This window comes from Agromyces tropicus (assembly GCF_039531345.1).
GTDB classification, from domain to species: domain Bacteria; phylum Actinomycetota; class Actinomycetes; order Actinomycetales; family Microbacteriaceae; genus Agromyces; species Agromyces tropicus.
The window spans coordinates 169,024-191,702 of sequence record NZ_BAAAPW010000006.1; the positions used below are offsets into that span (position 1 = coordinate 169,024).

Genomic DNA, 22,679 nt, shown 5'->3' on the forward strand with positions numbered 1-22,679 from the left:
CCGCGCGTCCGACCGGTCAGTCGGCGGTGCGAGGCGGATGCCGCGCGCGTCGCGCCACGCGGCATCCGCCGTCGCTCAGTCCGAGAGCGCCGGCACGGTCCTCGGGCGGACGAGCGCCCAGACCGAGGTGATCGCGACGATGGCGGCGCCGAGCATGAAGGCGGCCATGGGGACCGCGCTCCCGACGCCGAACAGGCCGATGAGCGGCGAGATGACGCCCGCGAGGCCGAAGTTCAGCGCGCCGAGCAGCGACGCGGCCGTGCCGGCCTCGGCGCCGTGGTGGGCGAGCGCGAGCACCTGGACGGCCGGGAAGCTGAAGCCGCACGCGGTGATGTAGATCCACAGCGGGATCGCGGTGCCCCAGAAGCCGGCGCCCGACGAGTCGAGCACGATGATCGCGATCGCCATGGCGGCGTGCACGATCGTCGTGGCGGCGAGCACGTACTGCGGCGGGATCGGCCCGCGGATGAGCCGCGACGAGGTCTGCACGCCGATGATCACGCCGACGGAGTTGACCGCGAAGAGCAGGCCGTACTCCTGCGCGCTGAAGCCGTAGACCTGCTGGAACAGGAACGACGACGTCGTCAGGTACGAGAAGAGCCCGGTGAACGTCATGCCGCCGATGAGCGCGGCGCCGAGGTAGATGCGGTCGCGGAAGAGCGCGCGGTAGCGCTCGCGGATCGACGAGTGGCCGGCGACGTGGCGCCGCGACTCGGGCAGGGTCTCGACGATGAGGAACGCGACCGCGAGCACGACGACGACGCCGTAGCCGCCCAGCACCCAGAAGACACCGCGCCAGTCCATGAACGCGAGCAGCTGCGAGCCGATGACCGGCGCGAGCACGGGCGCCAGCCCGTTGACGAGCGCCAGGCGCGAGAGCATGCGGACGAGGGGCTTGCCGCCGAAGAGGTCGCGGACCATGGCCATCGCGACCACGCCGCCCGCGGCGGCCCCGAAGCCCTGCATCAGGCGGAAGAACGCGAGCCACGCGATGTCGGGTGCGAGCGCGGCGGCGACGGATGCCGCGATGTGCAGCGTCGTCGCGAGGATGAGCGGGAGCCGGCGGCCGACCTTGTCGCTCCACGGGCCGACGATGAGCTGGCCGAGCCCGAAGCCGATCATGGTGCCGGTGAGCGTGATCTGCACGGCGGCGGGGCCGACGCCGAACTCGGACTCGAGCGACGGGAATGCCGGCAGGTAGAGGTCGACGGTGAACGGGCCGAGCGCGGTGAGGGCGCCGAGGACGAGGACGTAGACGAGGCGCTGGCGTCGGCTGAGGAGGTCGCCCGGGTGACGCGGGGCGGCGTAGTCGTCCGGGCGGACGATGGGGATGGAGGCGGTGGACATAGGCGGTTCCCGAGGCGTGCTGGAGTGCGGTCGTGCGGAGGCGGCTGCGCTGGCGCACGCCGTCGGGCGCCGGGCGAACAGGAACGGCGCCCTCGTGGGCGCCGACGGGATCGATCTCGGCCGTCGTGGCCTCGAATCGATTCGATTGAGGGTTCGAGTCTAGCGGAACCACCCCCGGGCGGCGCAAGCCGAGGTCGTGATCGTCGTCTCGGGAATGCGCTCGCCGGGCAGTCGAGCGGGCGTCAGCCGGCCGTCGCGAGCGGGTCGGCGAGCAGTCGCGCGAAGGCGAGTTCGGCGGCGCCGATCATGAGCCGGTCCTCGCCCAGGGCGGCGACGACGAGCTCGACGTCGTCGACCGCGGCCGGCATCGCCTGCTCGGCCACGGCCCGGCGCAGCGCCTCCGGATCCTGCTCGGCGAGGGTGGCGAGGAAGCCGCCCAGGATGACGAGCGACGGGTTCAGCACGTTCACGGCGTTCGCGAGCGCGGTCGCGAGGATCCGGCGCTGCCGGTCGAGCTCGGCGGCGATCGCCGGGTCGCCCGCCTCGATGGCGTCGCGGATCGCGGCTGCCAGCGTCGGCTCGTCCGCGGAGCGGAGCCCGACGGCGTCGAGCAGCCGGGCCCGGCCGACCTCGTCCTCGAGCACGCCGCCGCCCGCGCGACGGTCCTCGGCCGAGGCGATGCCCGGGCGGTTCTGGCCGAACTCCCCCGCATAGCCGCTCGCTCCGCCGACCGCGACGCCGTGCACGATGAGCCCGCCGCCGATGCCGCTCGCGCCGCCGTTGAGGTACACGAGGTCGTCGACGCCGCGGCCGGCGCCGAACAGGTGCTCCGCCATCGCCCCTAGGCTCGCGTCGTTGCCGATCGAGGCCGGGAGCCCGGTCGCCTCCTCGACGTGGGCGCGCACGGGGACGTCGCGCCACTCGAGGTGCGGCGCGAAGCGCACGAGTCCGTCGGAGGCGCGCACGAGGCCCGGCACCGCGACGCCGATGCCGACGAATCGCGCGTGGGCGAGCTCGCGCTCGCGCCACCGCCCGATCGCGTCGGCCACGAGGAGCGCGGCCTGCTCCGGGGTCACCAGGTCGTCGACCTCGATCCGCTCGCGCGCGTCGATGCGGCCGCCGAGCCCGACCGCGGCGATCGTGACCGCGTCGACCTCGGGGTTCACGGCGACGGCGACGACGCCGGGGTGCGCGGCGACGACGGGCGACGGGCGGCCGACGCGGTTCGTGGGGTCGGGCGCCCGTTCCTCGACGAGGCCGAGCTCGATGAGCTCGCCGGCGAGCGAGGCCACCGTCGAGCGGTTCAGTCCCGTGAGTGAGGTGATGCGCGCGCGGGAGAGCGGCCCCTCGAGGTGTGCGAGTGCGAGGACCTTCGCGAGGTTGCGGCGATGCACCCCGTCGAAGCTGCCGGTACTGCCACTGCGGTCGGTCACGGCGTCCACTCTAGGTTCGCCGCGGCGTCGGCGGGGCGTGCCGCGCCAAATTTGTTGCGCTTGACCGCATATCGGTCCGGGCGTATATTCATGTCGTCCAGATCACTTTCGACAGTTCAGTCGAAATTTTCGAGAGGTTCAATGATGAACAGACGCAGCACCACGCGGCTCGTCACGCTCACCGCGGCGACCGGGCTCGCGGTCGCCTCCCTCACCGGCTGCTCGGCGGGCGGCGGCGACAGCGGGGACGGCGAGGTCACCATCACGTGGTGGCACAACGCCACGACCGGGCCCCTTCCCGCGGTCTGGGAGGAGGTCGCCCAGGAGTTCGAGGACGCCCACCCCGGCGTGACCGTCGAGCAGACCGGGTACCAGAACGAGGACCTGCAGCGCACGCTCATCCCGAACGCGCTCGCGGCCGGAGACCCGCCGGACCTCTTCCAGGTGTGGCCGGGCGGCGAGCTCCGCGACCAGGTCGAGAACGGCTACCTCATGCCGCTCGACGACGCGATCCCCGACACGATCGAGAGCGTCGGCGCCACCGTGAACCCGTGGCAGGTCGACGGCGCGACCTACGGCATCCCCTTCACGTTCGGCATCGAGGGCATGTGGTACAACACCGACCTGTTCGAGCAGGCCGGCATCGACGCCCCTCCGACGACGCTCGACGAGCTCATCGACGACGTCGGCGCCCTCCGCGACGCCGGCATCACCCCGATCGCCGTGGGCGCGGGCGACCAGTGGCCCGCAGCCCACTGGTGGTACCAGTTCGCGCTGCACTCGTGCTCCCCCGAGACGCTGCAGGCGGCCGAGACCGACTACGACTTCAGCGACGACTGCTGGGTCGAGGCGGGCGACCAGCTCGAGGCCTTCATCGGCATCGACCCGTTCCAGGAGGGCTTCCTCGGCACGCCCGCACAGCAGGGCGCGGGCAGCTCGGCGGGCCTCGTCGCCAACGGCCAGGCCGCGATGGAGCTCATGGGCCACTGGAACGCCGGCGTCATCGGCGGCCTCACGCCCGACCAGCAGGTGCCCGAGTTCCTCGGCTGGTTCCCGTTCCCCGGCATCCCCGGTTCCGCGGGCGACCCGACCGCCGCGCTCGGCGGCGGTGACGGCTTCGGCTGCTCGGCGGACGCGCCGCCGGAGTGCGCCGAGCTGCTCGAGTACATCATGAGCGAGGACGTGCAGGCGAAGTTCGCGGCGAGCGGCGCCGGCATCCCCACCGTGCCCGCGGCGACGAGCTCGCTCGAGGACCCGAACCTGAAGGCGGTCGCCGACGGCCTCGCCGCCGCGTCGTTCGTCCAGCTCTGGCTGGACACGGCCTTCGGCACCACGGTCGGCAACGCCATGAACGAGGGCATCGTGAACGTGTTCGGCGGCTCCGGCTCGCCCGAGGACATCGTGACGAAGATGCAGGACGCCGCGGCGACGCTCTGACCATGACCGCAACACTCAACCCGGCCGGGCCTGCGATCGACGCGGGCCCGGCCCCCGCCCCGGCACCCCGGCGCGCGCGCTCCGGCGCCGCGCGCCAGCGCATCGAAGTCGTGCTGCTGGTGGCCCCCGCCCTCGTCCTCTTCCTCGGCTTCGTGATCCTGCCCGTGATCCTGGCCGCCGTGTACAGCCTGTACAACCTGCCGCCCGCCTTCCGATGGGAGCACCTGGCCGACCCCGACCGGTTCATCGGCCTCGCGAACTACGAGCGGGCCTTCCAGAGCCCCGAGTTCGTCCGGGCGATCGGCAACAACTTCGTCATCCTGATCGCCTCCCTGCTCATCCAGGGTCCCCTCGCGATCGGCATCGCGCTGCTGTTGAACCGCCCGCTCCGGGGGCGTGCCGTGCTGCGCCTCCTGATCTTCGTGCCCTACGTGCTCGCCGAGGTCATCGCCGGCCTCGCGTGGAAGCTCCTGCTCCAGCCCACGGGCGGCGTGAACGCCATGCTCGAATCGCTCGGGCTCGGGTTCCTCCAGCAGAACTGGCTCGCGGACCCGTCCATCGCGCTGTGGACGCTCTTCTGGATCCTCACGTGGAAGTACCTCGGGTTCGCGATCATCCTCATGCTCGCCGGCCTCCAGGGAGTGCCCGAGGAGCTCGCCGAGGCCGCCGCGATCGACGGTGCGAGCTGGTGGCAGATCCAGCGGTACATCACGATCCCGCTGCTCGGACCGACGATCCGCATCTGGGCGTTCCTGTCGATGATCGGCGCGCTCCAGCTGTTCGACATGGTCTGGGTCACGGTCGCGCCGACCGTGCGCGGCATGGCGACCGAGACCATGGCGACGTACATGGTGCAGCAGGGCCAGTTCGCCGGCCAGCCCGGCTACGGCAGCGCCATCGCCGTCATCCTCTTCTTCATCTCCCTCATCGTCGCGCTGGTCTACCAGCGCCTCGCCCTGCGCCGCGACCTCGCCGGCGCCGTCACCCGAGGAGTGCGCTGATGTCCGCGACGACCTCCATCACCACGGGGCGCCCGATGGACGACCTGCCCGAGCGCCGCAGCGCGGGGCGCGGGTTCGACTGGGGCCAGCCGTTCGTCTACCTGGTCGCGCTCGTCGTCGCGGCCGTCGCGATCGGCCCCGTGCTCTACGTGTTCCTCGGCGGCTTCCGCACGACCGCGGACCTGAACGCCGACCCGGCCGGGCTGCCGGACCCGTGGACGCTGCAGAACTGGGCCACCGTGCTCGGCTCGCAGCGGTTCTGGGGCAACGTGCTCGCGAGCGTCATCCTCGCCGTCGGCACGACGGCGGGCGTGGTGGTCGTCGGCATCATGGCCGCGTTCGTGATCGCCCGGTACGACTTCCGCGGCCGCCAGGGCCTCTACACGCTGTTCACCGCCGGCCTGATGTTCCCGCTCACGGTCGCTGCCCTGCCGCTGACCCTGCTCCTGCGCACGCTGGGGCTGCACGGGTCGTACCTCGGCGTGATCATCCCGTCGATCGCCTTCGCGCTGCCGACGACGATCATCATCCTGGTGCCGTTCCTGCGCGCCATCCCCGACGAGCTCGAGGAGGCGGCGTCGATCGACGGCACGAGCCGCATCGGGTTCTTCTGGCGGATCCTGCTGCCGCTGTCGATGCCGGGCCTCGTCACGGTCGGCGTGCTCGCGTTCGTCGCGAGCTGGAACGGCTACCTCCTGCCGCTGCTCGTGATCAGCACCGGCACGCTGCCGCAGGACCTGTGGCCGCTGCCGCTCGGAGTGACGCAGTTCTCGACGCAGTACTCGCAGGACACGGCCGCGGTGCTCGCGTACACGTCGCTCGCGATGATCCCGGCGCTCGCGTTCTTCCTCGTCGCCGAGCGCCGGATCGTCGGCGGCCTGCAGGGGGCGGTGAAGGGATGACCTCGATCGACCCGCAGGCCCCGACGGCGGATGCCGCCTGGCGCGACCCCGCACGCCCGATCCACGAGCGCGTCGACGCGCTCGTGGCCGAGCTCACCCTCGACGAGAAGCTCGCGCAGCTCTACGGCGTGTGGGTGGGCGCATCCGACGACGGCCACGGCGACGTGGCGCCGCACCAGCACGACCTGAACGACGACGTCGACCTCGACGCGCTGCTGCCGTCGGGGCTCGGCCAGGTGACCCGGCCGTTCGGCACGGCGCCGGTCGACGCGGCGGTCGGCGCGCTCTCGCTCGCGCGCATGCAGCGGCGGATCGCGGGCGCGAACCGGTTCGGCATCCCCGCCGTGGCGCACGAGGAGTGCCTCGCGGGCTTCGCCGCGTGGGGTGCGACCGCGTACCCGGTGCCGCTGTCGTGGGGCGCGACGTTCGATCCGGCGCTCGTCGAGCGGATGGCGCGGCGCATCGGCGACGACCTCCGCTCGGTCGGCGTGCACCAGGGGCTCGCGCCGGTGCTCGACGTGGTCCGCGACGCGCGCTGGGGCCGCGTCGAGGAGACGATCGGCGAGGACCCGTACCTGGTCGCGACGGTGGGCACGGCGTACGTGCGCGGGCTCGAGTCGTCGGGCGTCGTCGCGACGCTGAAGCACTTCGTCGGCTACTCGGCCTCGCGTGCCGGCCGCAACCTCGCCCCGGTGTCGATCGGCCCCCGCGAGCTCGCCGACGTGCTGCTGCCGCCGTTCGAGATGGCGATCCGCGAGGGCGGGGCGCGCAGCGTCATGAACGCGTACACCGACCTCGACGGCGTGCCGTCGGCGGCCGACCGGTCGCTGCTCACCGGAGTGCTCCGCGAGACCTGGGGCTTCGAGGGCACGGTCGTCGCCGACTACTTCGCCGTGGCGTTCCTCAAGCTGCTGCACGGCGTCGCCGACACGTGGGCGGATGCCGCGGGCGCGGCGCTCGAGGCGGGCATCGACGTCGAGCTGCCGACGGTCAAGGCGTTCGGGGCGCCGCTGCGCGCGGCGGTCGAGGCGGGCGTCGTCGACGTCGAGCTGGTCGACACCGCGCTGCGGCGGGTGCTGCGGCAGAAGGCCGAGCTGGGCCTGCTCGACTCCGGCTGGTCGCCCGTGCCGCCCGCGCTGGCGGGACTCGGCCTGGCGGACGCCGACCTGACGGACGCCGATGCGACGCACGCCGACCGGCTGCGCGGCCGCATCGACCTCGACCCGCCGGGCAACCGCGCGCTCGCGCGCGAGCTCGCCGAGCGCGCCGTCGTGCTGGTCCGCAACGACGGCACGCTGCCGCTCGGCGCGCCCCCGGTCATCGCGGTCGTCGGGCCGAACGCCGACGACCCGTACGCGATGCTCGGCTGCTACTCGTTCCCGACGCACGTCGTGACGCAGCATCCCGGCGTCCGGATCGGCGTCCGCATCCCGACGCTGCTCGACGCGCTCCGCGCAGAGTTCCCCGGCAGCGAGGTGCGCCATGCCGCCGGCACGAGCGTCGACGGCGGCGAGACCGACGGGATCGCGGCGGCGGCCGAACTCGCCGCGGCGGCCGACGTCGTCGTGCTCGCGCTGGGAGACCGGGCCGGCCTCTTCGGCCGGGGCACGAGCGGCGAGGGCTGCGACGCCGAGTCGCTCGCACTGCCGGGGGCGCAGCAGGGGCTCGTGGACGCGGTGCTCGACACCGGGACCCCCGCGGTGCTCGCGCTCCTCGCGGGCCGTCCGTACGCCCTCGGCCGGGCGGTCGCCGAGTCGGCCGCGATCGTGCAGGCGTTCTTCGCCGGCGAGGAGGGCGCCGGCGCGATCGCGGGCGTCCTGGGCGGCCGCGTGAACCCGTCCGGGCGGCTGCCGGTGTCGATCCCCGCGACGCCGGGCGCGCAGCCGACGACCTACCTCGCCCCGCCGCTCGCCCGCGCGAGCGACGTGTCGAACGTCGACCCGACCGCGGCCTTCCCCTTCGGCCACGGGCTCGGGTACGCGACGTTCGATTGGGAGTCCTTCACGGGCGACCGGGACGAGGTGGCGACCGACGGCTCGGTCACCGTGCGGCTGCGCGTGCGGAACGCGGGCGGGCGCGCGGGCACCGAGGTCGTGCAGCTCTACCTGCACGACCCGGTGGCGTCGGTCGTGCGGCCCGTGCAGCGGCTGGTCGGGTTCGCGCGCGTCGGCCTCGGCCCGGGCGAGGCCGCGGAGGTGCGCGTCACCGTTCCGGCCGACCTGGCGGCGTTCACGGCGCGCTCCGGCGAGCGCGTCGTCGAGCCCGGCGAGCTCGTGCTCTCCGCCGGACGGTCGAGCGGCGACCTGCCGTTCGCGCACCGGGTCCGCCTCGTCGGCCCGACCCGCGTGGTGGACCATCGGCGCCGGCTGCATCCCGAGGTCGTCGTCGAGCGCCGCGCCGCGGCATCCGTCGGCGGCTGATCCCCGCACCCCCGGGCGGGGCGGCCGGTCGTGTGGAGCGACCGGCCGCCTCGGTGCGCGCTGGGCGGCGGCCGGCGCGCGCCGGGCGTAGCGTGGCCGTGACGGGAGGACCGCCATGACCGACACCCCCACCGGATTCCGACGCGTCGCCGTGCACGATGCGTTCGACCTGCCGCTCGCGCGGCGAGCGGCGTTCCGCCTGTTCACGGCACGCGGCGAGGAGCTGTGGGTGCCGGGGTGGTCGCCGCGGTTCTTCGTCGACCGTGCCGACGACCTCGAGGTCGGCACGGTCTGGCGCACGCACGACGACGCCGGTCGCCCGACGACCTGGGTCGTGGTCGCTGCCGAACCCGGGGTCCGCGTGCGGTACGCGCGCGTCGCGCAGGACTGGACGGCGGGCACGGTCGACGTCGAGCTGTCCGACGCGGCGGACGGATGCCGGGTGCGCGTGGGGTACGACCTGACCGCGATGACGGCGGATGCCGCGGCCGAGCTCGACCGGTTCGAGGCGGGCTACGCCGCCTCCCTCGCCTCGTGGCGCGAGGCGATCCTGGACCACCTCGACTCGGGCGGCGCACTGCCGGACCCGGTCTGAGCGCCGAGCAGGGCGCGGTCCCCGACCGGCGGCGAGCGACGCCTCGCGGGCGACGACTCAGGCGTCGACGTCGTCGAGGCGTGCGATGACGACCTCGAGCATGCGCGCCAGCTCGTGTCGCTCGTCGTCGCCGAGGTCCTGCAGCACATCGGACTCGACGACGTCCGACCCGCGGATGGCGAGGCTGAAGAACTCCCAGCCGTCGGTCGTGAGGCGCACCAGGATGCGCGTGCGGTTCTCGGCGTCGGGCGTGCGGTCGATGAAGCCGCGCTCGGCGAGCTTGTCGAGGCGGTGGGTCATCGACGACGGCGCGACGTTCGTGAGGTCGGCGAGCTGGCTCGGCGTGAGCGCCCCGCCGTCCTTCGCGAGCGTCGCGACGACCGCCCACTCGCCCGCGGTGATGCCGAGGTCGGTGAGCTGCCGCGCGTACCACTGGTCGAGCTTGCGCGACAGGCCCTGCACGGCCGTGATGACGCGCTGCACCGACTCCTCGCCGCCCGCCGCGACGTAGGCCGCGACGGCCCGGCGGTGCTGTTCGGCCGCGCTCGGCGTGCGTTTCGCCATGCGGGAATTCTCGCACACGTCTTTCGGTTGCTAAGATTTCGACATCGAAGTGTTCGACGCCGAAGCCGCTGCGGCCTCGGCGTCGTCTCGTCGCGGACCGTCCGTCCGCGGCATCCGTCACGACCTGGGAAAGGGGTGCGCCATGCGCGCGATGCTGCTCGTCATCGCCTCGAGCATCGGATCGCTGGGATGGGGCGGCGTGCTGCCGTACCAGTACGCCTACGCGGCCGACACGAGGGACTGGGGCGCACTCGTCGCGGCCGGCGCCGCATCGCTGTTCTCGGTGGGCGCGCTGGTCGCGGCCCCGATCGCCGGGCGGCTGAGCGACCGTCACCCGCCCGTCGTCGTCGCGGTCGTGGCGCAGCTCATCGGCGCCGCCGGCGCCGCATCGCTCATCTTCGCGAACGGCCCCGGCACCTTCCTGGCCGGCATGCTGGTGTTCGGACTCGGGCTCTCGGCGGCCGCGCCGGCCAAGCAGGTGCTCGCGCTCCAGTGGTCCGACAGCCGCGATCGCCGGAAGGTCTTCGCGTACAAGTTCACCGGCGAGTCGCTCGGCATGGCCGCCGGTGCGTTCGTCGCGGGTCACCTCGTCGACCTCGACCGCCCCGACGGGCTGCACGTCGGCTTCCTCATGGCCGCAGCCGGGTTCGTCGTGTCCTCCGCGATCATCGCGCTCGCCGGTCGCGGCGCTCCGGTGCCGACGGACTTCGCAGCCGACCCCACCGGCGCCATCCGGGCCGTCGAGGCGCGCTCGCGCGGCATCCTGCGCGTGATCTTCGCCACGCCGGCGCTGCGCTGGACGGCCATCGTCACGATCACGCTCGCGCTCGGCTTCTACGCCCAGTTCGAGTCGGGACTGCCCGCCTACGGCATCACCGTGCTCGACATCGATCCGACGGTGATCGGCACCGCCGCGGCGGTGAACTGCCTCGTGATCGTCGCCATCCAGGTCGTCATGGTGCGCCTGACCGCGACGCGCAGCGCGCCGGTGCTGCTCATGGCCGTCGGCGGGATCTGGGTCGTCGCCTGGCTCGCACTGTCGGCGGCGCAGCTCGCGCCCGGCATCGCCTCGGCGATCTTCGTCACGACGTTCGGCATCTTCGCGGTCGGCGAGACCATCTACAGCCCGGTGCTGAACCCGCTCACCGCGTCGCTCGCCCCGAAGGGCATGGTCGGCCAGACGCTCGGCGCCATGGCCGCGCTGCAGACGGCGTTCACCGCAGCGGGCCCGCTCGTCGCCGGCGTGCTGCTCGGCGCGGGGCTCGTCGACGGGTTCCTGATCATGCACCTCGCGATCAGCGCGGTCGCGGTCTTCGCGGCATGGCGCGTGCACCGGGCACTCGCCGCGCCGATGATGCCCGCCCCGGAGCCGCCGTACACCCGACCGATCCCGGTGGCGCCGGCCGCCTGACGCGTGAGGGGTGCCCTCGCAGGGCATCCCTCACGTGCCCGCGCACGCGTACCGTGAAGGACGGCGATCCCGTGCCCGCCGGCGCGGATGCCGGACAGGGGAAGGACCTCCGCATGACCGACTGGAGCACCCGCGACCTCGACGCGATCGACCGCGCCTCCGAGATCCGCGTGGCGGGACGACGTGGCGACGGCTCGCTCCGCACGCTGACGACGATCTGGCACGTGGTGGTCGACGGCGCGCTCTACGTGCGCTCCTACAAGGGCCCGGACGGGCAGTGGTACCGCGGCGTTCAGCATCACCACGAGGGGGCGATCCGCTGGAACGGCCGCACCGTCGACGTCGCCTTCGTCCCGGACGCGTCGCATGACGCCGAGGTCGACGCCGCCTACCTCGCCAAGTACGGCGACGGCGGCCCGACCCGCGCCATGATCCGCCGGCCGGCGACCGGGACCACGCTGCGCGTCGAGCCGCGCTGAGCCACTCCGCACGCGAGGAAGATACCTTCCCATGAGCCGTACGGGTGTGTACCATGCGCCACATGAGACGAGCCCGATCCGCGGCCCTGGGCGGCATCGTCACGGTCTGGGCCGGCGCGACGCTGAGCGCCTGCACATTCGGGATCGCACCGTCGGAGCCGTCCGCGCCGTCGACCGCCTCGTCCGCCGACGCCCCGTCGCCGACCGTGGACGGACCCTGTCCGGACCACTTCACGGCCCGGGTCGAATGGGGTGCCGACCCGGCCGCACCGACGACCGCGTACCTCGCGCTGACCAACGTCGGCGAGTCGGCGTGCACCCTGACCGGCTTCCCGACCGATACCGCGCTCCTCGGCGCCTCCGGCCCGATCGAGACGGTGGGCTACGGGCTCGACGGCTCCCCGACTGCCGACGCCCGAGGTCGGGCGGGAGTCGCGGTGACCGTCGAACCGGGCGAGGCCGCCTACGTCTGGGCGCGGATCTCCCGGACGGCCGCCCGGCCGAGTGACGATCCGTGCCGACTGCCCGTCGCGGCGACCGGGGTCGCCCTCGTGCTGCCCGGGGCGTCCGCGCCTATCGTCGCGCCGGTCGACGCGGAGGTGTGCGTCGACGACGACGCCGACGACCTCCAGGTCGGCCCGGTCGATTCGGAACGCCGGCCCGCGTCGGCCGACGGCTGACGGCGGCGGAGCCGGCCGCGCAGGCGACCCGCTCCGGCGTGCCTGCGCAAGGGGCCGCGCAGGCCGCGCCGACGACCGCTCACGCGGCGACGGCCGCCCCGGCCGCCCGTCGCGCGACCGACTCGGCCGCGACCGCCCAGCCCCACATGAGCGGCAGCATCGCGCTGCCCATGGACGTCACCTCGGTGACGACCACGAACCACGGGATCATGACGACCAGGAGCCACGCAGTCGTGCGCGGACGGAACCCGCGACGGAGCAGGACGATGCCGAGCGGGATGCCGCCCACGCCGATCACGAGGAACGCGGCGAGCCCGACGAGGAAGAACGTGTCGGTCCAGGGCGTGTAGTAGTCGCCGGCGAGCGCGAGCGCGAGCACCCCGTAGGCGCCGAGCTGCACCAGCCACAGGACGCGCTCCGCGCCGACCGGACCGCGCGCGCGGTAGGCGAGGATCGCGGCCGCGACGAAGGCGAGGGCGACCGGCAGCCAGATCTTGCCGTACGTCCAGTAGACGAGCGTCGGGTCGCCCCAGTCGAGGATCGGCCGGAGGACGTCGATCGCGGGCGGCGCCCAGGCGGCCACGACGGGCGACTCGAGGTCCTCCGGGTGCGCGGCGACCCGGCTCAGCGCGTGCAACTGCCCGGCCACCGTGCCGAACGCGGCCATCACCCAGGCGATGACGGCGATCAGCCGGGCGGTGCGCGACGCGACGTGCGGTGCGGGCGGTGCGGCGGGGCCGTTCGCCACGGGGGCGGTGTCGCGGGCGGCGATCATGGTGCGGTCGCTCATGGTCGATCTCCTTCTCTGGTCGTGCACTGCGGTGCAGTCGCCGCCGACGGTAGGGCGGAGCGGATGCCGCGGCGTCGTGCCGGGGCACGGGCACGGTGGACCAGGGGATGAATCGGCGCGTCCTCCCACGGGAGGATGCTCTCCGCCTTCGCGCAGGCGTAGCATCCCCACGTGCAGGCGAGGATCCGGGCCTTCGACATCGCGGTCGCCGCGGCCGTCTTCGTGCTCGTGCAGCTCGACGTCTGGGCGGGCGTCGGCACCACGAACGCGGTCGGCCCGGAATGGGCGCGTTCGCTCGCGTTCGGCCTGGCCGCCGGACTCCTCGTGTTCCGCCGCGGGCATCCGCTCGGCGTGCTCGCCGGCGTGATCGTCGTCTCCCTCGTCGAGTTCGCGATCTTCGGCTCGCCCGAGGGCAACGCCGTGCTGCTCGCCCCGCTCGTCGGGATCTACACCGTCGGCCGGTGGGAGTCGATGCCCCGGTCGTTGCTCGGCGTCGTGCTCGGCACGGTGCTCTGGTTCGGCTGGTCCTGGTTCGACCCGCTGAACGCCACGTTCGCGGACCGGCTGGACACCATCGTGTGGCTCGCGCCGTGGGTGATCGCCTGGCTCGTCGGCGCGCTCGTCCGCGCGACGGTGCAGGCCCGCGAACAGCGTCGAGTCGCGATCGCGCAGCGCGAGTCGCGCGCGATCGCCGAGGAGCGGAACCGCATCGCGCGCGAGCTCCACGACGTCGTCGGGCACGGACTCTCGGTCATGATCGTGCAGGCCGCGGCGGTGCGGCGCCGCCTCACGCCCGAGCAGGAGGTCGAGCGCACGTCGCTGGCGTCCGTCGAATCCGTCGGCCGCGACGCCCTCGCCGAGATGCGCCGGCTCGTGGGCGTGCTGCGCACCGACGAGGCCGCGGAGCGCGAGCCGGCGCCGGGCCTGGGCGACCTCGACCGGCTCGCCGAACGCGTCACCGCGGCCGGGCTGCCGGTCTCGGTGTCGGTCACCGGCGAGGCTCGCGACCTGCCCGTCGCGCTCGATGTCACCGCGTACCGACTCGTGCAGGAGGCCCTGACGAACGCCCTCCGCCACGCCGAGGGCGCCACGCGCGCGCACGTCGACGTCGACTTCGGCGAGTCGGCGCTGCGCCTGCGCGTGCGGGACGACGGCCCCGGTCCCGCGGCGTCGTCCGCCGGTGCGGATCCGGACTCCGGAGGCAGCGGGCTCGCGGGGCTCCGGGAGCGCGTGGCGCTCTACGGAGGCTCGCTGCTCGTGCGTCCGCACGACGACGGCGGCTGCGAGCTGACCGCCGAACTCCCGTGGGAGGCTGCATGAGCGCGGGCGACGCGTCGCCGGACCCGTCGATCGGGCGGGACGGGGAGGACCGCGCCGTCCGCGTGCTCGTGGTCGACGACCAGGCCCTCGTGCGCACCGGCTTCCGCATGATCCTCGAGGTCGAGCCCGACCTCGAGGTCGTCGGCGAGGTCGCCGACGGGGACGCGGCGGTCGACGCCGTGCGCGACCTCTCGCCGGACGTCGTGCTCATGGACGTGCGGATGCCGCGCACCGACGGCATCGAGGCGACGCGCCGCATCGTCGCCGAGCACGGCACGGCCGTGCGCATCGTCATGCTCACGACCTTCGACCTCGACGAGTATGTCTACGACGCGCTGCAGGCGGGTGCCAGCGGCTTCCTGCTGAAGGACGTCCAGGCCGAGCTGCTCGTGGCCGGCGTGCGCGCGGTGCACGGGGGCGAGTCCCTGCTCGCGCCGAGCGTCACCCGGCGGATGATCGAGACGTTCGTCACGCGACCCAGGCCGTCCGCAGCCTCCGCCCCGTCGCATCTCGTCGCGTCGCTCACCGACCGAGAGCGCGACGTGCTGGCGCTCGTCTCGCAGGGACGCACGAACGGCGAGATCGCCCACGACCTGTTCATCTCGGAGACGACCGTGAAGACGCACATCGGCCGGCTGCTCGCGAAGCTCGGCGCCCGCGACCGGGTGCACGCGGTGATCATCGCCTACGAGGCCGGGCTGGTCGCCGGTGCGAACGGCGGTGGACGCGGCTGATGTGGTTCGACGAACGGCCTCCGCCGCCGGCACCGACCCGTCCGATCGCGTGGGTGCGCGGGGTCCTCGCGTTCCTCGCGGCCCTGCTCTGCGCGCTCGCCGCCACCGCGATCCTGGTCTCCCCCGCGGTCACGCTCGCCCGCTGCGGAGAACTGTACGGCGACGCCGGCTCCGTCGGGCCGGCGGCGGCGCTCACCGTCGTCGCGGTCGCGTGCTGGTCGATCGGGCGCAGCCTCCTCCCGCGCGGGCGACCGCTGGATCGTCGCCTCGTGGGCGTGCTCGTCGGCCTCCTGGTGATCGTCGCGGCGACCTGGCTGCTCGCGGCGGCCTCGGAGGGCGCGCCGTTCTGCCCGAACGACGCCGTGGCGGCACCGATGGGACTGCCCGCCTTCCCGGTGCTCATGCCGGTGCTCGCGCTCGCGGTGGCCGAGGCGAGCTGCCGGATGACGCGCCTGGCGTGGTGGGCGCGATGGGCGATCGCGCTCGGGGGCTGCGCCGTGCTGGTCGTGGTGCTCGTCGCCGTCGTGCGGTAGCTCCGCGAGCGGGAAGCGGGCCGCGGCCGGGCCTGTTGCGGCATCCCGACCCCTCTGGCATGGTGTGGCGCGAGACCACCCGGGGGGAAGCCGAGGGGGCGAGGCACGTGGTCACCGTACGAGAAGCGACGTTCCAGCTGTTCCGCGACCTGGGCCTGACGACGGTGTTCGGCAATCCGGGCTCGACCGAGGAGACCTTCCTGAAGGACTTCCCGTCCGACTTCACCTACGTGCAGACGCTCGCCGAGGCGGCCGCGGTCGGTGCGGCCGACGGGTACGCCCAGGCGACGCGCACGCCGACGCTCGTCAACGTGCACACGTCGGCGGGCCTCTCGAACGGGATGTCGAACATCCTCACCGCGTTCATGAACCGCACGCCGCTCATCGTCACGGCGGGCAACCAGACGCGCGACATGCTGCTCATGGAGCCGTGGCTGACGAACATCGAGCCGTCCGTGCTGCCGAAGCCGTGGGTCAAGTGGAGTTACGAGCCCGTGCGCGCGGGCGACGTGCCGGCCGCGTTCATGCGCGCGTACGCGATCGCGACGCAGCCGCCGCAGGGCCCGGTCTTCCTCTCGATCCCGCTCGACGACTGGGACCAGCCGGCCGACGGCACGGCCGTGGTGCGCCGGGTCGCCAACCGGATCGCGCCCGACCCCGCCCGCATCGCGGAGTTCGCCGGACGCCTCGCGGCCGCCGAGCACCCTGCGCTGATCCTGGGCGCGTCGATCGCCCGCGAGCAGGGCTGGGACCAGGCGGTCACGCTGGCCGAGCGACTCGACGCGACCGTCTGGGCCGCACCGGCCTCCGAGCGGGCACCGTTCCCCGAGGATCACCGGCTGTACGCGGGTGGCCTGCCGTTCGCGATCGGCCCGCTCTCCGAGCAGCTCGCTGGACACGACGTCGCGATCGTCATCGGCGCACCCGTCTTCCGCTACTACCCGTGGGTGCCGGGGCAGTACCTGCCCGACGGCCTGCAGCTCCTGCACGTCTCCGACGACCCGGCGGAGACGGCGAAGGCGCCGGTCGGCGACAGCCTGCTCGGCGACCCGCTGCTGACCATGCAGGCCCTGACCGAGATCATCGAGGCGCGGCCCGCGCCCATCCGGACGGTCGAGACGCAGCCGCACCGGATGGCGCCGACGCCGGTCTCGCCGGAGGCCGAGCAGGAGGCTCCAGAGGGTGCGCTCACCCCGCTGCAGCTGTTCCGCGTCCTGCGCGACGCGACGCCGCCCGACACCGTCCTCGTCGAGGAGTCGCCGTCGAACCTGGCCGAACTGCACGCCGCGTGGCCCATCGAGGTGCCCGACACCTTCTTCACGTTCGCCTCCGGCAGCCTCGGGTGGAACCTGCCGGCCTCCGTCGGCATCGCGCTCGCCGAGCACGCGACGGGCCGGAACCGCCCGGTCCTCGCCGTCATGGGCGACGGCTCGCTGCAGTACTCCATCCAGGCGCTCTGGACGGCCGCGCAGCACGCCGCGCACCTCATCGTCGTGGTGCCGCGCAACGGCGAGTACGCGATCCTCAAGTCGTTCGCGGAGCTCGAGGAGACGCCGGGCGTGCCCGGCCTCGACATTCCCGGGCTCGACATCGTCTCCCTCGCGAAGGGCTACGGATGCCGTGGCGTCGAGGCCGACTCGGAGGACGCGGTGCGCTCGGCGATCGCGCACGCGCTCGAGCACGCCGGGCCCTCGGTCATCGTCGTGCCCGTGACGCCGACGGTGCCGTCGCTGCTCTAGGCCGCGGCGGTCGCAGCCGGCGCCGCCGTGCTGTCGCGCTCCACGAGGCTCGTCGCGAGGTCCATGCGGGGTGTCGGCGCACCGGGCTCGAGTGGCTCCTCGGCGAGGCGGATGGCGAGGCGCGCCGCCTCCTCGCCCATGCGACGCAGCGGCTGGTGCACGGTCGTGAGCTTCGGCGTGAGCCAGCGGGCGAGCGGGATGTCGTCGTAGCCGACGACCGAGAGGTCCTCGGGCACGCGGATGCCGCGCTCGCGCGCCGCCTCGAGCACGCCGAGCGCCTGCATGTCGCTCCCCGCGAAGATCGCGGTCGGGCGATCGTCGCGGTCGAGCAGCTCGCGGGCGCGGTCGCGGCCGCCGGAGACGTGGAAGTCGCCGTAGCGGATCCACTCCTCGTCGATCGGCAGCCCGGCCGAGTTCATCGCCGAGCGGTAGCCGTCGACGCGGGCGAGCGAGCACATCATGTCCTCCGGGCCCGTGATCGCCGCGATGCGGCGATGGCCGAGCTCGATGAGGTGCCGGGTGGCGGCGAGCCCGCCCGACCAGTTCGCCGAGCCGACCGAGGGCGCGTCGGGCGACGGGTCGCCGGCCGGGTCGACGATGACGAAGGGGATGGCACGCGCGTGCAGCTGCTCGCGGTACTCGGGCGCCAGGTCGCTGAAGACGAGCACGACGCCGACGGGCCGGCGCCGCATGACGCCCTCGACCCAGTCGGGGTCCGGCGAGTGCCGGGTGCCGCTCACGGTGAGCACGACGCTCAGCCCGTGCTGCTTGGCCACGGTCTCGACGCCGTCGATGACCTCCATCGACCAGATCGGGTCGAGTTCGTGGAACACGAGCTCGATGAGCTCGGCGCGCGCCTCGGAGCGTCCGCCGCCGCGCCGCCGGTAGCCCCGATCGGCGAGCACCTGCTCGACCCGTGCCCGAGTGGCGGCCGCGACGTCGGACCGGCCGTTGAGCACCTTCGAGATGGTCGCGAGCGACACCCCGGCCTCGGCGGCGATGTCCGCCAGGGTCACGCGCTCGGGTGCGGCATCCGTAGTCATGTTTCGAAGTCTAGCGTCGAAACTTCCGATCACCGGTGCGCATCGCCGCGCTCAGCCGCGCACCTCCCCGGCGTTCCCGTCCGCGTCGACCACCGGCACGAGCGCGCCGCCCCGGATCCACAGCGGCACGGTGTCGAACCCGTGGCGCTCGCGGCGCCATCCGCCGCCCTCGACGACCTCGCGGGTGAACCAGTTCGTCCAGCGCCCGCCGGGCAGGTAGTACTCGACCTCGCCGGACGCCGAGAACACGGGCGCGACGAGCAGGTCCGGCCCCAGCAGGTACTGCCGGTCGAGGTGTGCGACCGCGGGGTCGTCGGGGAACGCCAGTTGCATCGGCCGCATGATCGGCGTGCCGGTGCGATGCGCCTCCTCGCCGGCCGCGACGAGGTACGGCCGCAGTGACGCCTTGAGCGTCGCGAACGTGCGCGCGACCTCGACGGCGCTCTGCCCTGGTGCCTCGTCGCCGGTGTCGAACGCCCACGGCACGCGATAGCTCGTCGACCCGTGGAGCCGTGAATGGCTCGAGAGCAGGCCGAACGCGAGCCACCGCTTGAACACCGCCGGATCGGGGCTGCCCTCGAAGCCGCCGATGTCGTGGCTCCAGTAGCCGAAGCCGGTCATCGCGAGCGAGAGGCCGCCGCGCAGGCTCTCGGCCATCGACGTGAACGTCGAGGAGTTGTCGCCGCCCCAGTGCACGGGCATCGCTTGGCCGCCGGCGGTCGCCGACCGGGCGAACAGCACCGCCTCGCCCGCGCCTCGCTCCGCCTCGAGCACCTCGAACACGGCGCGGTTGTAGAGGTCGGTGTAGCGGTGGTGCATCGCCTCGGGGTCGCTGCCGTCGTGCCAGACGACGTCGATCGGGATCCGCTCGCCGAAGTCCGTCTTGATCGCGTCGACGCCCTGGGCGACGAGGCCGCGCAGGTGCTCCTGGAACCATCGCGTCGCGTCCGGGTTCGTGAAGTCGACGAGCGCCATGCCCGCCTGCCAGAGGTCCCACTGCCACACCGAGCCGTCCGCACGCCGAACCAGGTAGCCGTGCTCGAGGCCCTCGCGGAACAGCTTCGAGCGCTGCGCGATGTACGGGTTCAACCAGGCGCTCACCCGCAGCCCGCGCTCGTGCAGCCGCGCGAGCATGCCCTCCGGGTCGGGGAAGACCGCCGGGTCCCACTGGAAGTCGGTCCAGTGGAACTCGCGCATCCAGAAGCAGTCGAAGTGGAAGACCTCGAGCGGGATGTCGCGCTCGGCCATGCCGTCGATGAAGGCGTTGACCGTGGCCTCGTCGTAGTCCGTCGTGAAGCTCGTCGAGAGCCACAGGCCGTACGACCAGTCGGGCACGCGCGCGGGCCGACCCGTCAGCCGCGTGTAGCGATCGAGCACCTCGGCGGGCGTCGGGCCCGCGATCACGACGTACTCGAGGCACTCCCCCGCGACCGAGAACTGCACCTGCTCGACGGCCTCCGAGCCGACCTCGAACGAGACGTGGCCGGCGTGGTTCACGAGCACGCCGTATCCGCGGTTCGTGAGGTAGAACGGCACGTTCTTGTACGCCTGCTCGCTCGACGTGCCGCCGTCGGCGTTCCAGATGTCGACCGTCTGGCCGTTCTTGACGAGCGGCCCGAACCGCTCGCCGAGCCCGTACACGAGTTCGCCGACACCCAGCGAGAGCTGGGTGTGCAGGTAGGCGGATGCCTCGGCGAGCCCCGTCGTCGTGATGCCCGTCACACCCGTCGGCTCCGCCGCGACCGGCGCGCCGGGGGCGAGCTTCAGGTACCCGACCGACTTGTGCCCGCTGGTCGTGAGCGTCGTGCCCGCGGCATCCTCGAACGACAGCTCCCACGGGGCGCCGCGCCGGATGCGAGCACGCAGTGCTCCCGCGTCGACCACACCGCCGTCGTCGTCGACGGAGATCGACGCGCGGTCCGCGTCATCCGTGGCCAGGTCGAACCCGACGTCGCGCGGCGTGCCGCAGTGGTGCTCGACGCGCACGCGGATGACGCCCTCGGCGAGGCTCGCGAGCGACACGGTGAGCATCGGCCGGTTCAGCGTGTCGCCGCGCGAGGCGATGACGCGCGTGGGCGCCCAGGCGACGAGCTCGTCGCGGCCGTCGACGTCGCGCTCGATCGCGAGGTCGCGGGCCTCCTGCGCGTAGAGCGCCTCGACGCCGGGCCGGACGTGCCAGAACCCATCGGTGAACTTCATGGTTACTTGACCGCTCCTGCCGTGATGCCGCGCGTGAGGGTGCGCTGGAAGATGAGGAAGAAGACGAGCGTCGGGATGAGGCCGAGCAGGGCCGACGCGCTCGTCGTGGTGACGTCCATCAGCCGGTCGCCCTGGAGCACCGTGATCGCCACGGGAACCGTCTGCGTCGAGTTCGAGACGAGGAAGGTGAGCGGGATCAGGAACTCGTTCCACGTCCAGATGAAGAAGAAGATGACCAGCACCGACAACGTCGGCCGCGAGATCGGGTACACCACCCGCCACAGGATCTGCCAGCGGCTCGCGCCGTCGAGCGACGCGGCCTCGAGCAGCTCCTTCGGGAACGTGCCGTACACCGAGGCGAGCAGGTAGGTGCCGAACGCCGACTGGATGACGGTGAAGATGATGATCACGGCCCACTGGCTGTCGTACAGGCCGACCTGCTTGAACATGAAGTACAGCGGGTAGAGCAGCACCTCCTGCGGCAGCATGTTGGCCAGCAGGATGAGCACGACGATCCAGAGCCGGCCCTTCACGCGGCCGATGCCGAGCGCGAACGCGTTGAACATCGAGATGAGCACCGCGAACACGGCGACGAGGCCGGAGATGAACACGCTGTTCCAGAGCTTCTCGGGGAAGTCGACCCGCTCCCAGAACGCGACGATGCCGTCGAAGTACAGCTCCGTGGGGAGCGTCAGCGGACCGGACGTGTTGTAGTCCGCGGGCGACTTGAACGAGTTGACGAGGATCAGCAGGAAGGGCACGGCGATGAAGACGCCGAGCACGATCGCGACGACGAGCACGACCCAGTCGCCCGCGGTGCGTCGCGTGGGGCCGGCGCCCGAGCCGCGCTGCCGACGCCGGCGTGCCGGGGCGACCGCCGGGACCGAGACGGTCCGCTGGTCCGGGTCGAGTTCCTCGATGAGGGCGCTCATCGCTCCTCCTCCTTCCGCTCCATGCGGTGCTGGGCCAGGATGAACACCACGCTCACGGCCGCGATGACGACGGTGAGCGCGGTCGCGATCGTCGCGCCGTAGCCGACCTGCTGCGACTGGAAGAACTCGCTGTACGCGTAGTACGCCGGCACGATGGTCGCGGTGCCGGGGCCGCCGCCCGTGAGCGCGTACACCGGGCCGAAGACCTTGAGCGCCGCGATCGTGCAGGTGAGGGTGACGACGAAGATCTCCGGGCGGATCATGCCGAGCGTGATCGCCCGGAACCGCTGGAACCAGTTCGCCCCGTCGAGCTCGGCGGCCTCGTAGAGCTCCGGGTCGACCCGCTGCAGCGCGGCCATGAAGATGACGATCGGGTAGCCGAGCTGGACCCAGACCATGATGACCATGAGGCTCGGCAGGGCCGTGTCGGGGCTGCCCAGCCAGTTGTGGGCGAGGTCGCCGAGCCCGACGGCCTCGAGCACCTGGTTGAGGGCGCCGTTCTGCGGGCGGAGGATCCAGCCGATCACGATCGCCGCGATCACGGCCGGCAGGATCTGCGGCAGGTAGTACGTCGCGCGGAGGAAGCTCGCGAGCCGGCCGCCGAACTTGCGCCCGATGAGGTCGAAGAGCATCGCCGCGAGCAGCAGGCCGAGGATCGTCGGCGCGATCACCATCGCGAGGATCATCGCGATCGAGTTGCCGAAGCTCGTCCAGAAGACGCGGTCGCCCATGAGCTCGACCCAGTTGTCGAGTCCGATCCACTCGGGCGGGCGGATGCCGCGATACTCCGTGAACGTCAGGTACACGTTCCAGACGAGCGGGACGACCACGATGACCGCGAGCAGCGCGAGGCCGGGCACGAGGTAGAGCCAGTAGGTGCCGCGGCGGGCGCCGGGGATGAGGCCGGACTCGGGACGTCGTCCGCGGTCGCGGGCGGCGCGCCGGGCGGCGCGCGGGCCGTCGGCGGGCGGGGCGACGTCGAGGGCGGTCGCGGCCCTGGTGTCGAGGGCGGTCATGGTGCAGGTCCTTCCGGGATGGGGCATCCGGGGTGGGGCGGCCCGTCGGGCGGGCCGCCCCGGAGGGGATGCCGCGGCGCACGCACTCGCCGCGGCATCCGAGC

The 22,679-nt window shown here is 73.0% G+C and carries 20 protein-coding genes; 12 read left to right on the plus strand and 8 right to left on the minus strand.

The window, feature by feature from the left end:
• Positions 1 to 75: 75 nt before the first annotated feature.
• Together ABD230_RS17000 and ABD230_RS17005 are read right to left on the minus strand one after the other, a co-directional pair.
• Positions 76 to 1,347, minus strand: coding sequence for a multidrug effflux MFS transporter (locus ABD230_RS17000; protein ID WP_344377569.1), 1,272 nt, complete (start codon positions 1,345 to 1,347; stop codon positions 76 to 78).
• 242 nt (positions 1,348 to 1,589) lie between these two features.
• On the minus strand, positions 1,590 to 2,780 hold the full coding sequence (locus ABD230_RS17005) for an ROK family protein (protein WP_344377572.1): 1,191 nt from the start codon (positions 2,778 to 2,780) through the stop codon (positions 1,590 to 1,592).
• Positions 2,781 to 2,924: 144 nt separating this feature from the next.
• On the opposite strand from ABD230_RS17005, the gene ABD230_RS17010 reads away from it, so the two are divergent.
• The 5 genes from ABD230_RS17010 to ABD230_RS17030 all read left to right on the plus strand — a co-directional run bounded on the left by ABD230_RS17010 (position 2,925) and on the right by ABD230_RS17030 (position 9,135).
• Positions 2,925 to 4,217: an ABC transporter substrate-binding protein gene (locus ABD230_RS17010; RefSeq protein ID WP_344377575.1), complete on the plus strand. Its 1,293-nt coding sequence runs from the start codon at positions 2,925 to 2,927 to the stop codon at positions 4,215 to 4,217.
• 2 nt (positions 4,218 to 4,219) lie between these two features.
• Complete coding sequence (locus ABD230_RS17015; protein WP_344377579.1) at positions 4,220 to 5,218, plus strand: carbohydrate ABC transporter permease; 999 nt, start codon at positions 4,220 to 4,222, stop codon at positions 5,216 to 5,218.
• On the plus strand, positions 5,218 to 6,120 hold the full coding sequence (locus tag ABD230_RS17020) for a carbohydrate ABC transporter permease (protein WP_344377581.1): 903 nt from the start codon (positions 5,218 to 5,220) through the stop codon (positions 6,118 to 6,120). The genes ABD230_RS17015 and ABD230_RS17020 overlap by 1 nt, the downstream gene beginning before the upstream one ends.
• Positions 6,117 to 8,540 (plus strand): beta-xylosidase/alpha-l-arabinosidase, encoded by a 2,424-nt coding sequence (locus ABD230_RS17025; RefSeq protein ID WP_344377583.1) that lies wholly within the window; start codon positions 6,117 to 6,119, stop codon positions 8,538 to 8,540. The genes ABD230_RS17020 and ABD230_RS17025 overlap by 4 nt, the downstream gene beginning before the upstream one ends.
• A gap of 115 nt (positions 8,541 to 8,655) precedes the next feature.
• Positions 8,656 to 9,135, plus strand: coding sequence for an SRPBCC family protein (locus ABD230_RS17030; RefSeq protein ID WP_344377585.1), 480 nt, complete (start codon positions 8,656 to 8,658; stop codon positions 9,133 to 9,135).
• A gap of 57 nt (positions 9,136 to 9,192) precedes the next feature.
• On the opposite strand, the gene ABD230_RS17035 is transcribed toward ABD230_RS17030, so the two are convergent.
• Positions 9,193 to 9,699 carry a MarR family winged helix-turn-helix transcriptional regulator gene (locus ABD230_RS17035; protein WP_344377588.1) on the minus strand — a complete coding sequence of 169 codons (507 nt, stop codon included), beginning with the start codon at positions 9,697 to 9,699 and terminating at the stop codon, positions 9,193 to 9,195.
• A gap of 142 nt (positions 9,700 to 9,841) precedes the next feature.
• On the opposite strand from ABD230_RS17035, the gene ABD230_RS17040 reads away from it, so the two are divergent.
• The 3 genes from ABD230_RS17040 (at position 9,842) to ABD230_RS17050 (ending at position 12,269) form a co-directional block, all read left to right on the plus strand.
• Positions 9,842 to 11,110, plus strand: a complete 1,269-nt coding sequence (locus ABD230_RS17040) for an MFS transporter (RefSeq protein ID WP_344377590.1) — start codon at positions 9,842 to 9,844, stop codon at positions 11,108 to 11,110.
• 113 nt (positions 11,111 to 11,223) lie between these two features.
• Entirely contained in the window at positions 11,224 to 11,589 is a 366-nt protein-coding gene (locus ABD230_RS17045; protein WP_344377592.1) for a DUF2255 family protein, read from the plus strand.
• Positions 11,590 to 11,651: 62 nt separating this feature from the next.
• Positions 11,652 to 12,269: a DUF4232 domain-containing protein gene (locus tag ABD230_RS17050; protein WP_344377594.1), complete on the plus strand. Its 618-nt coding sequence runs from the start codon at positions 11,652 to 11,654 to the stop codon at positions 12,267 to 12,269.
• Positions 12,270 to 12,348: 79 nt separating this feature from the next.
• Here the strand turns inward: ABD230_RS17050 and ABD230_RS17055 are convergent, their stop codons facing one another.
• Positions 12,349 to 13,059 (minus strand): hypothetical protein, encoded by a 711-nt coding sequence (locus ABD230_RS17055; RefSeq protein WP_344377597.1) that lies wholly within the window; start codon positions 13,057 to 13,059, stop codon positions 12,349 to 12,351.
• 171 nt (positions 13,060 to 13,230) lie between these two features.
• Here ABD230_RS17055 and ABD230_RS17060 point away from each other — a divergent pair, with 171 nt between their 5' ends.
• From ABD230_RS17060 to mdlC, 4 genes are all read left to right on the plus strand, one after another.
• A complete protein-coding gene (locus ABD230_RS17060; RefSeq protein ID WP_344377601.1) occupies positions 13,231 to 14,379 on the plus strand; it encodes a sensor histidine kinase in 1,149 nt (382 codons plus the stop codon).
• Positions 14,376 to 15,113, plus strand: coding sequence for a response regulator (locus ABD230_RS17065; protein ID WP_344377606.1), 738 nt, complete (start codon positions 14,376 to 14,378; stop codon positions 15,111 to 15,113). The genes ABD230_RS17060 and ABD230_RS17065 overlap by 4 nt, the downstream gene beginning before the upstream one ends.
• A gap of 53 nt (positions 15,114 to 15,166) precedes the next feature.
• Positions 15,167 to 15,646, plus strand: a complete 480-nt coding sequence (locus ABD230_RS17070) for a hypothetical protein (protein WP_344377609.1) — start codon at positions 15,167 to 15,169, stop codon at positions 15,644 to 15,646.
• A gap of 107 nt (positions 15,647 to 15,753) precedes the next feature.
• The gene (mdlC, locus tag ABD230_RS17075; protein ID WP_344377611.1) at positions 15,754 to 17,385 is read left to right on the plus strand and encodes a benzoylformate decarboxylase; all 1,632 of its coding nucleotides are present in this window, start codon (positions 15,754 to 15,756) and stop codon (positions 17,383 to 17,385) included.
• Here the strand turns inward: mdlC and ABD230_RS17080 are convergent.
• From ABD230_RS17080 to ABD230_RS17095, 4 genes are read right to left on the minus strand one after another with little or no spacing between them, the layout of a single operon-like run.
• Positions 17,382 to 18,428 carry a LacI family DNA-binding transcriptional regulator gene (locus ABD230_RS17080; protein WP_344377613.1) on the minus strand — a complete coding sequence of 349 codons (1,047 nt, stop codon included), beginning with the start codon at positions 18,426 to 18,428 and terminating at the stop codon, positions 17,382 to 17,384. The genes mdlC and ABD230_RS17080 overlap by 4 nt on opposite strands.
• A gap of 51 nt (positions 18,429 to 18,479) precedes the next feature.
• Complete coding sequence (yicI, locus tag ABD230_RS17085) at positions 18,480 to 20,627, minus strand: alpha-xylosidase (RefSeq protein WP_344377616.1); 2,148 nt, start codon at positions 20,625 to 20,627, stop codon at positions 18,480 to 18,482.
• Between the two features lie 2 nt (positions 20,628 to 20,629).
• Positions 20,630 to 21,559: a carbohydrate ABC transporter permease gene (locus ABD230_RS17090; protein ID WP_344377619.1), complete on the minus strand. Its 930-nt coding sequence runs from the start codon at positions 21,557 to 21,559 to the stop codon at positions 20,630 to 20,632.
• A complete protein-coding gene (locus tag ABD230_RS17095; protein WP_344377623.1) occupies positions 21,556 to 22,575 on the minus strand; it encodes a carbohydrate ABC transporter permease in 1,020 nt (339 codons plus the stop codon). Before ABD230_RS17095 ends, ABD230_RS17090 begins: the two co-directional genes overlap by 4 nt.
• Positions 22,576 to 22,679: the final 104 nt, after the last annotated feature.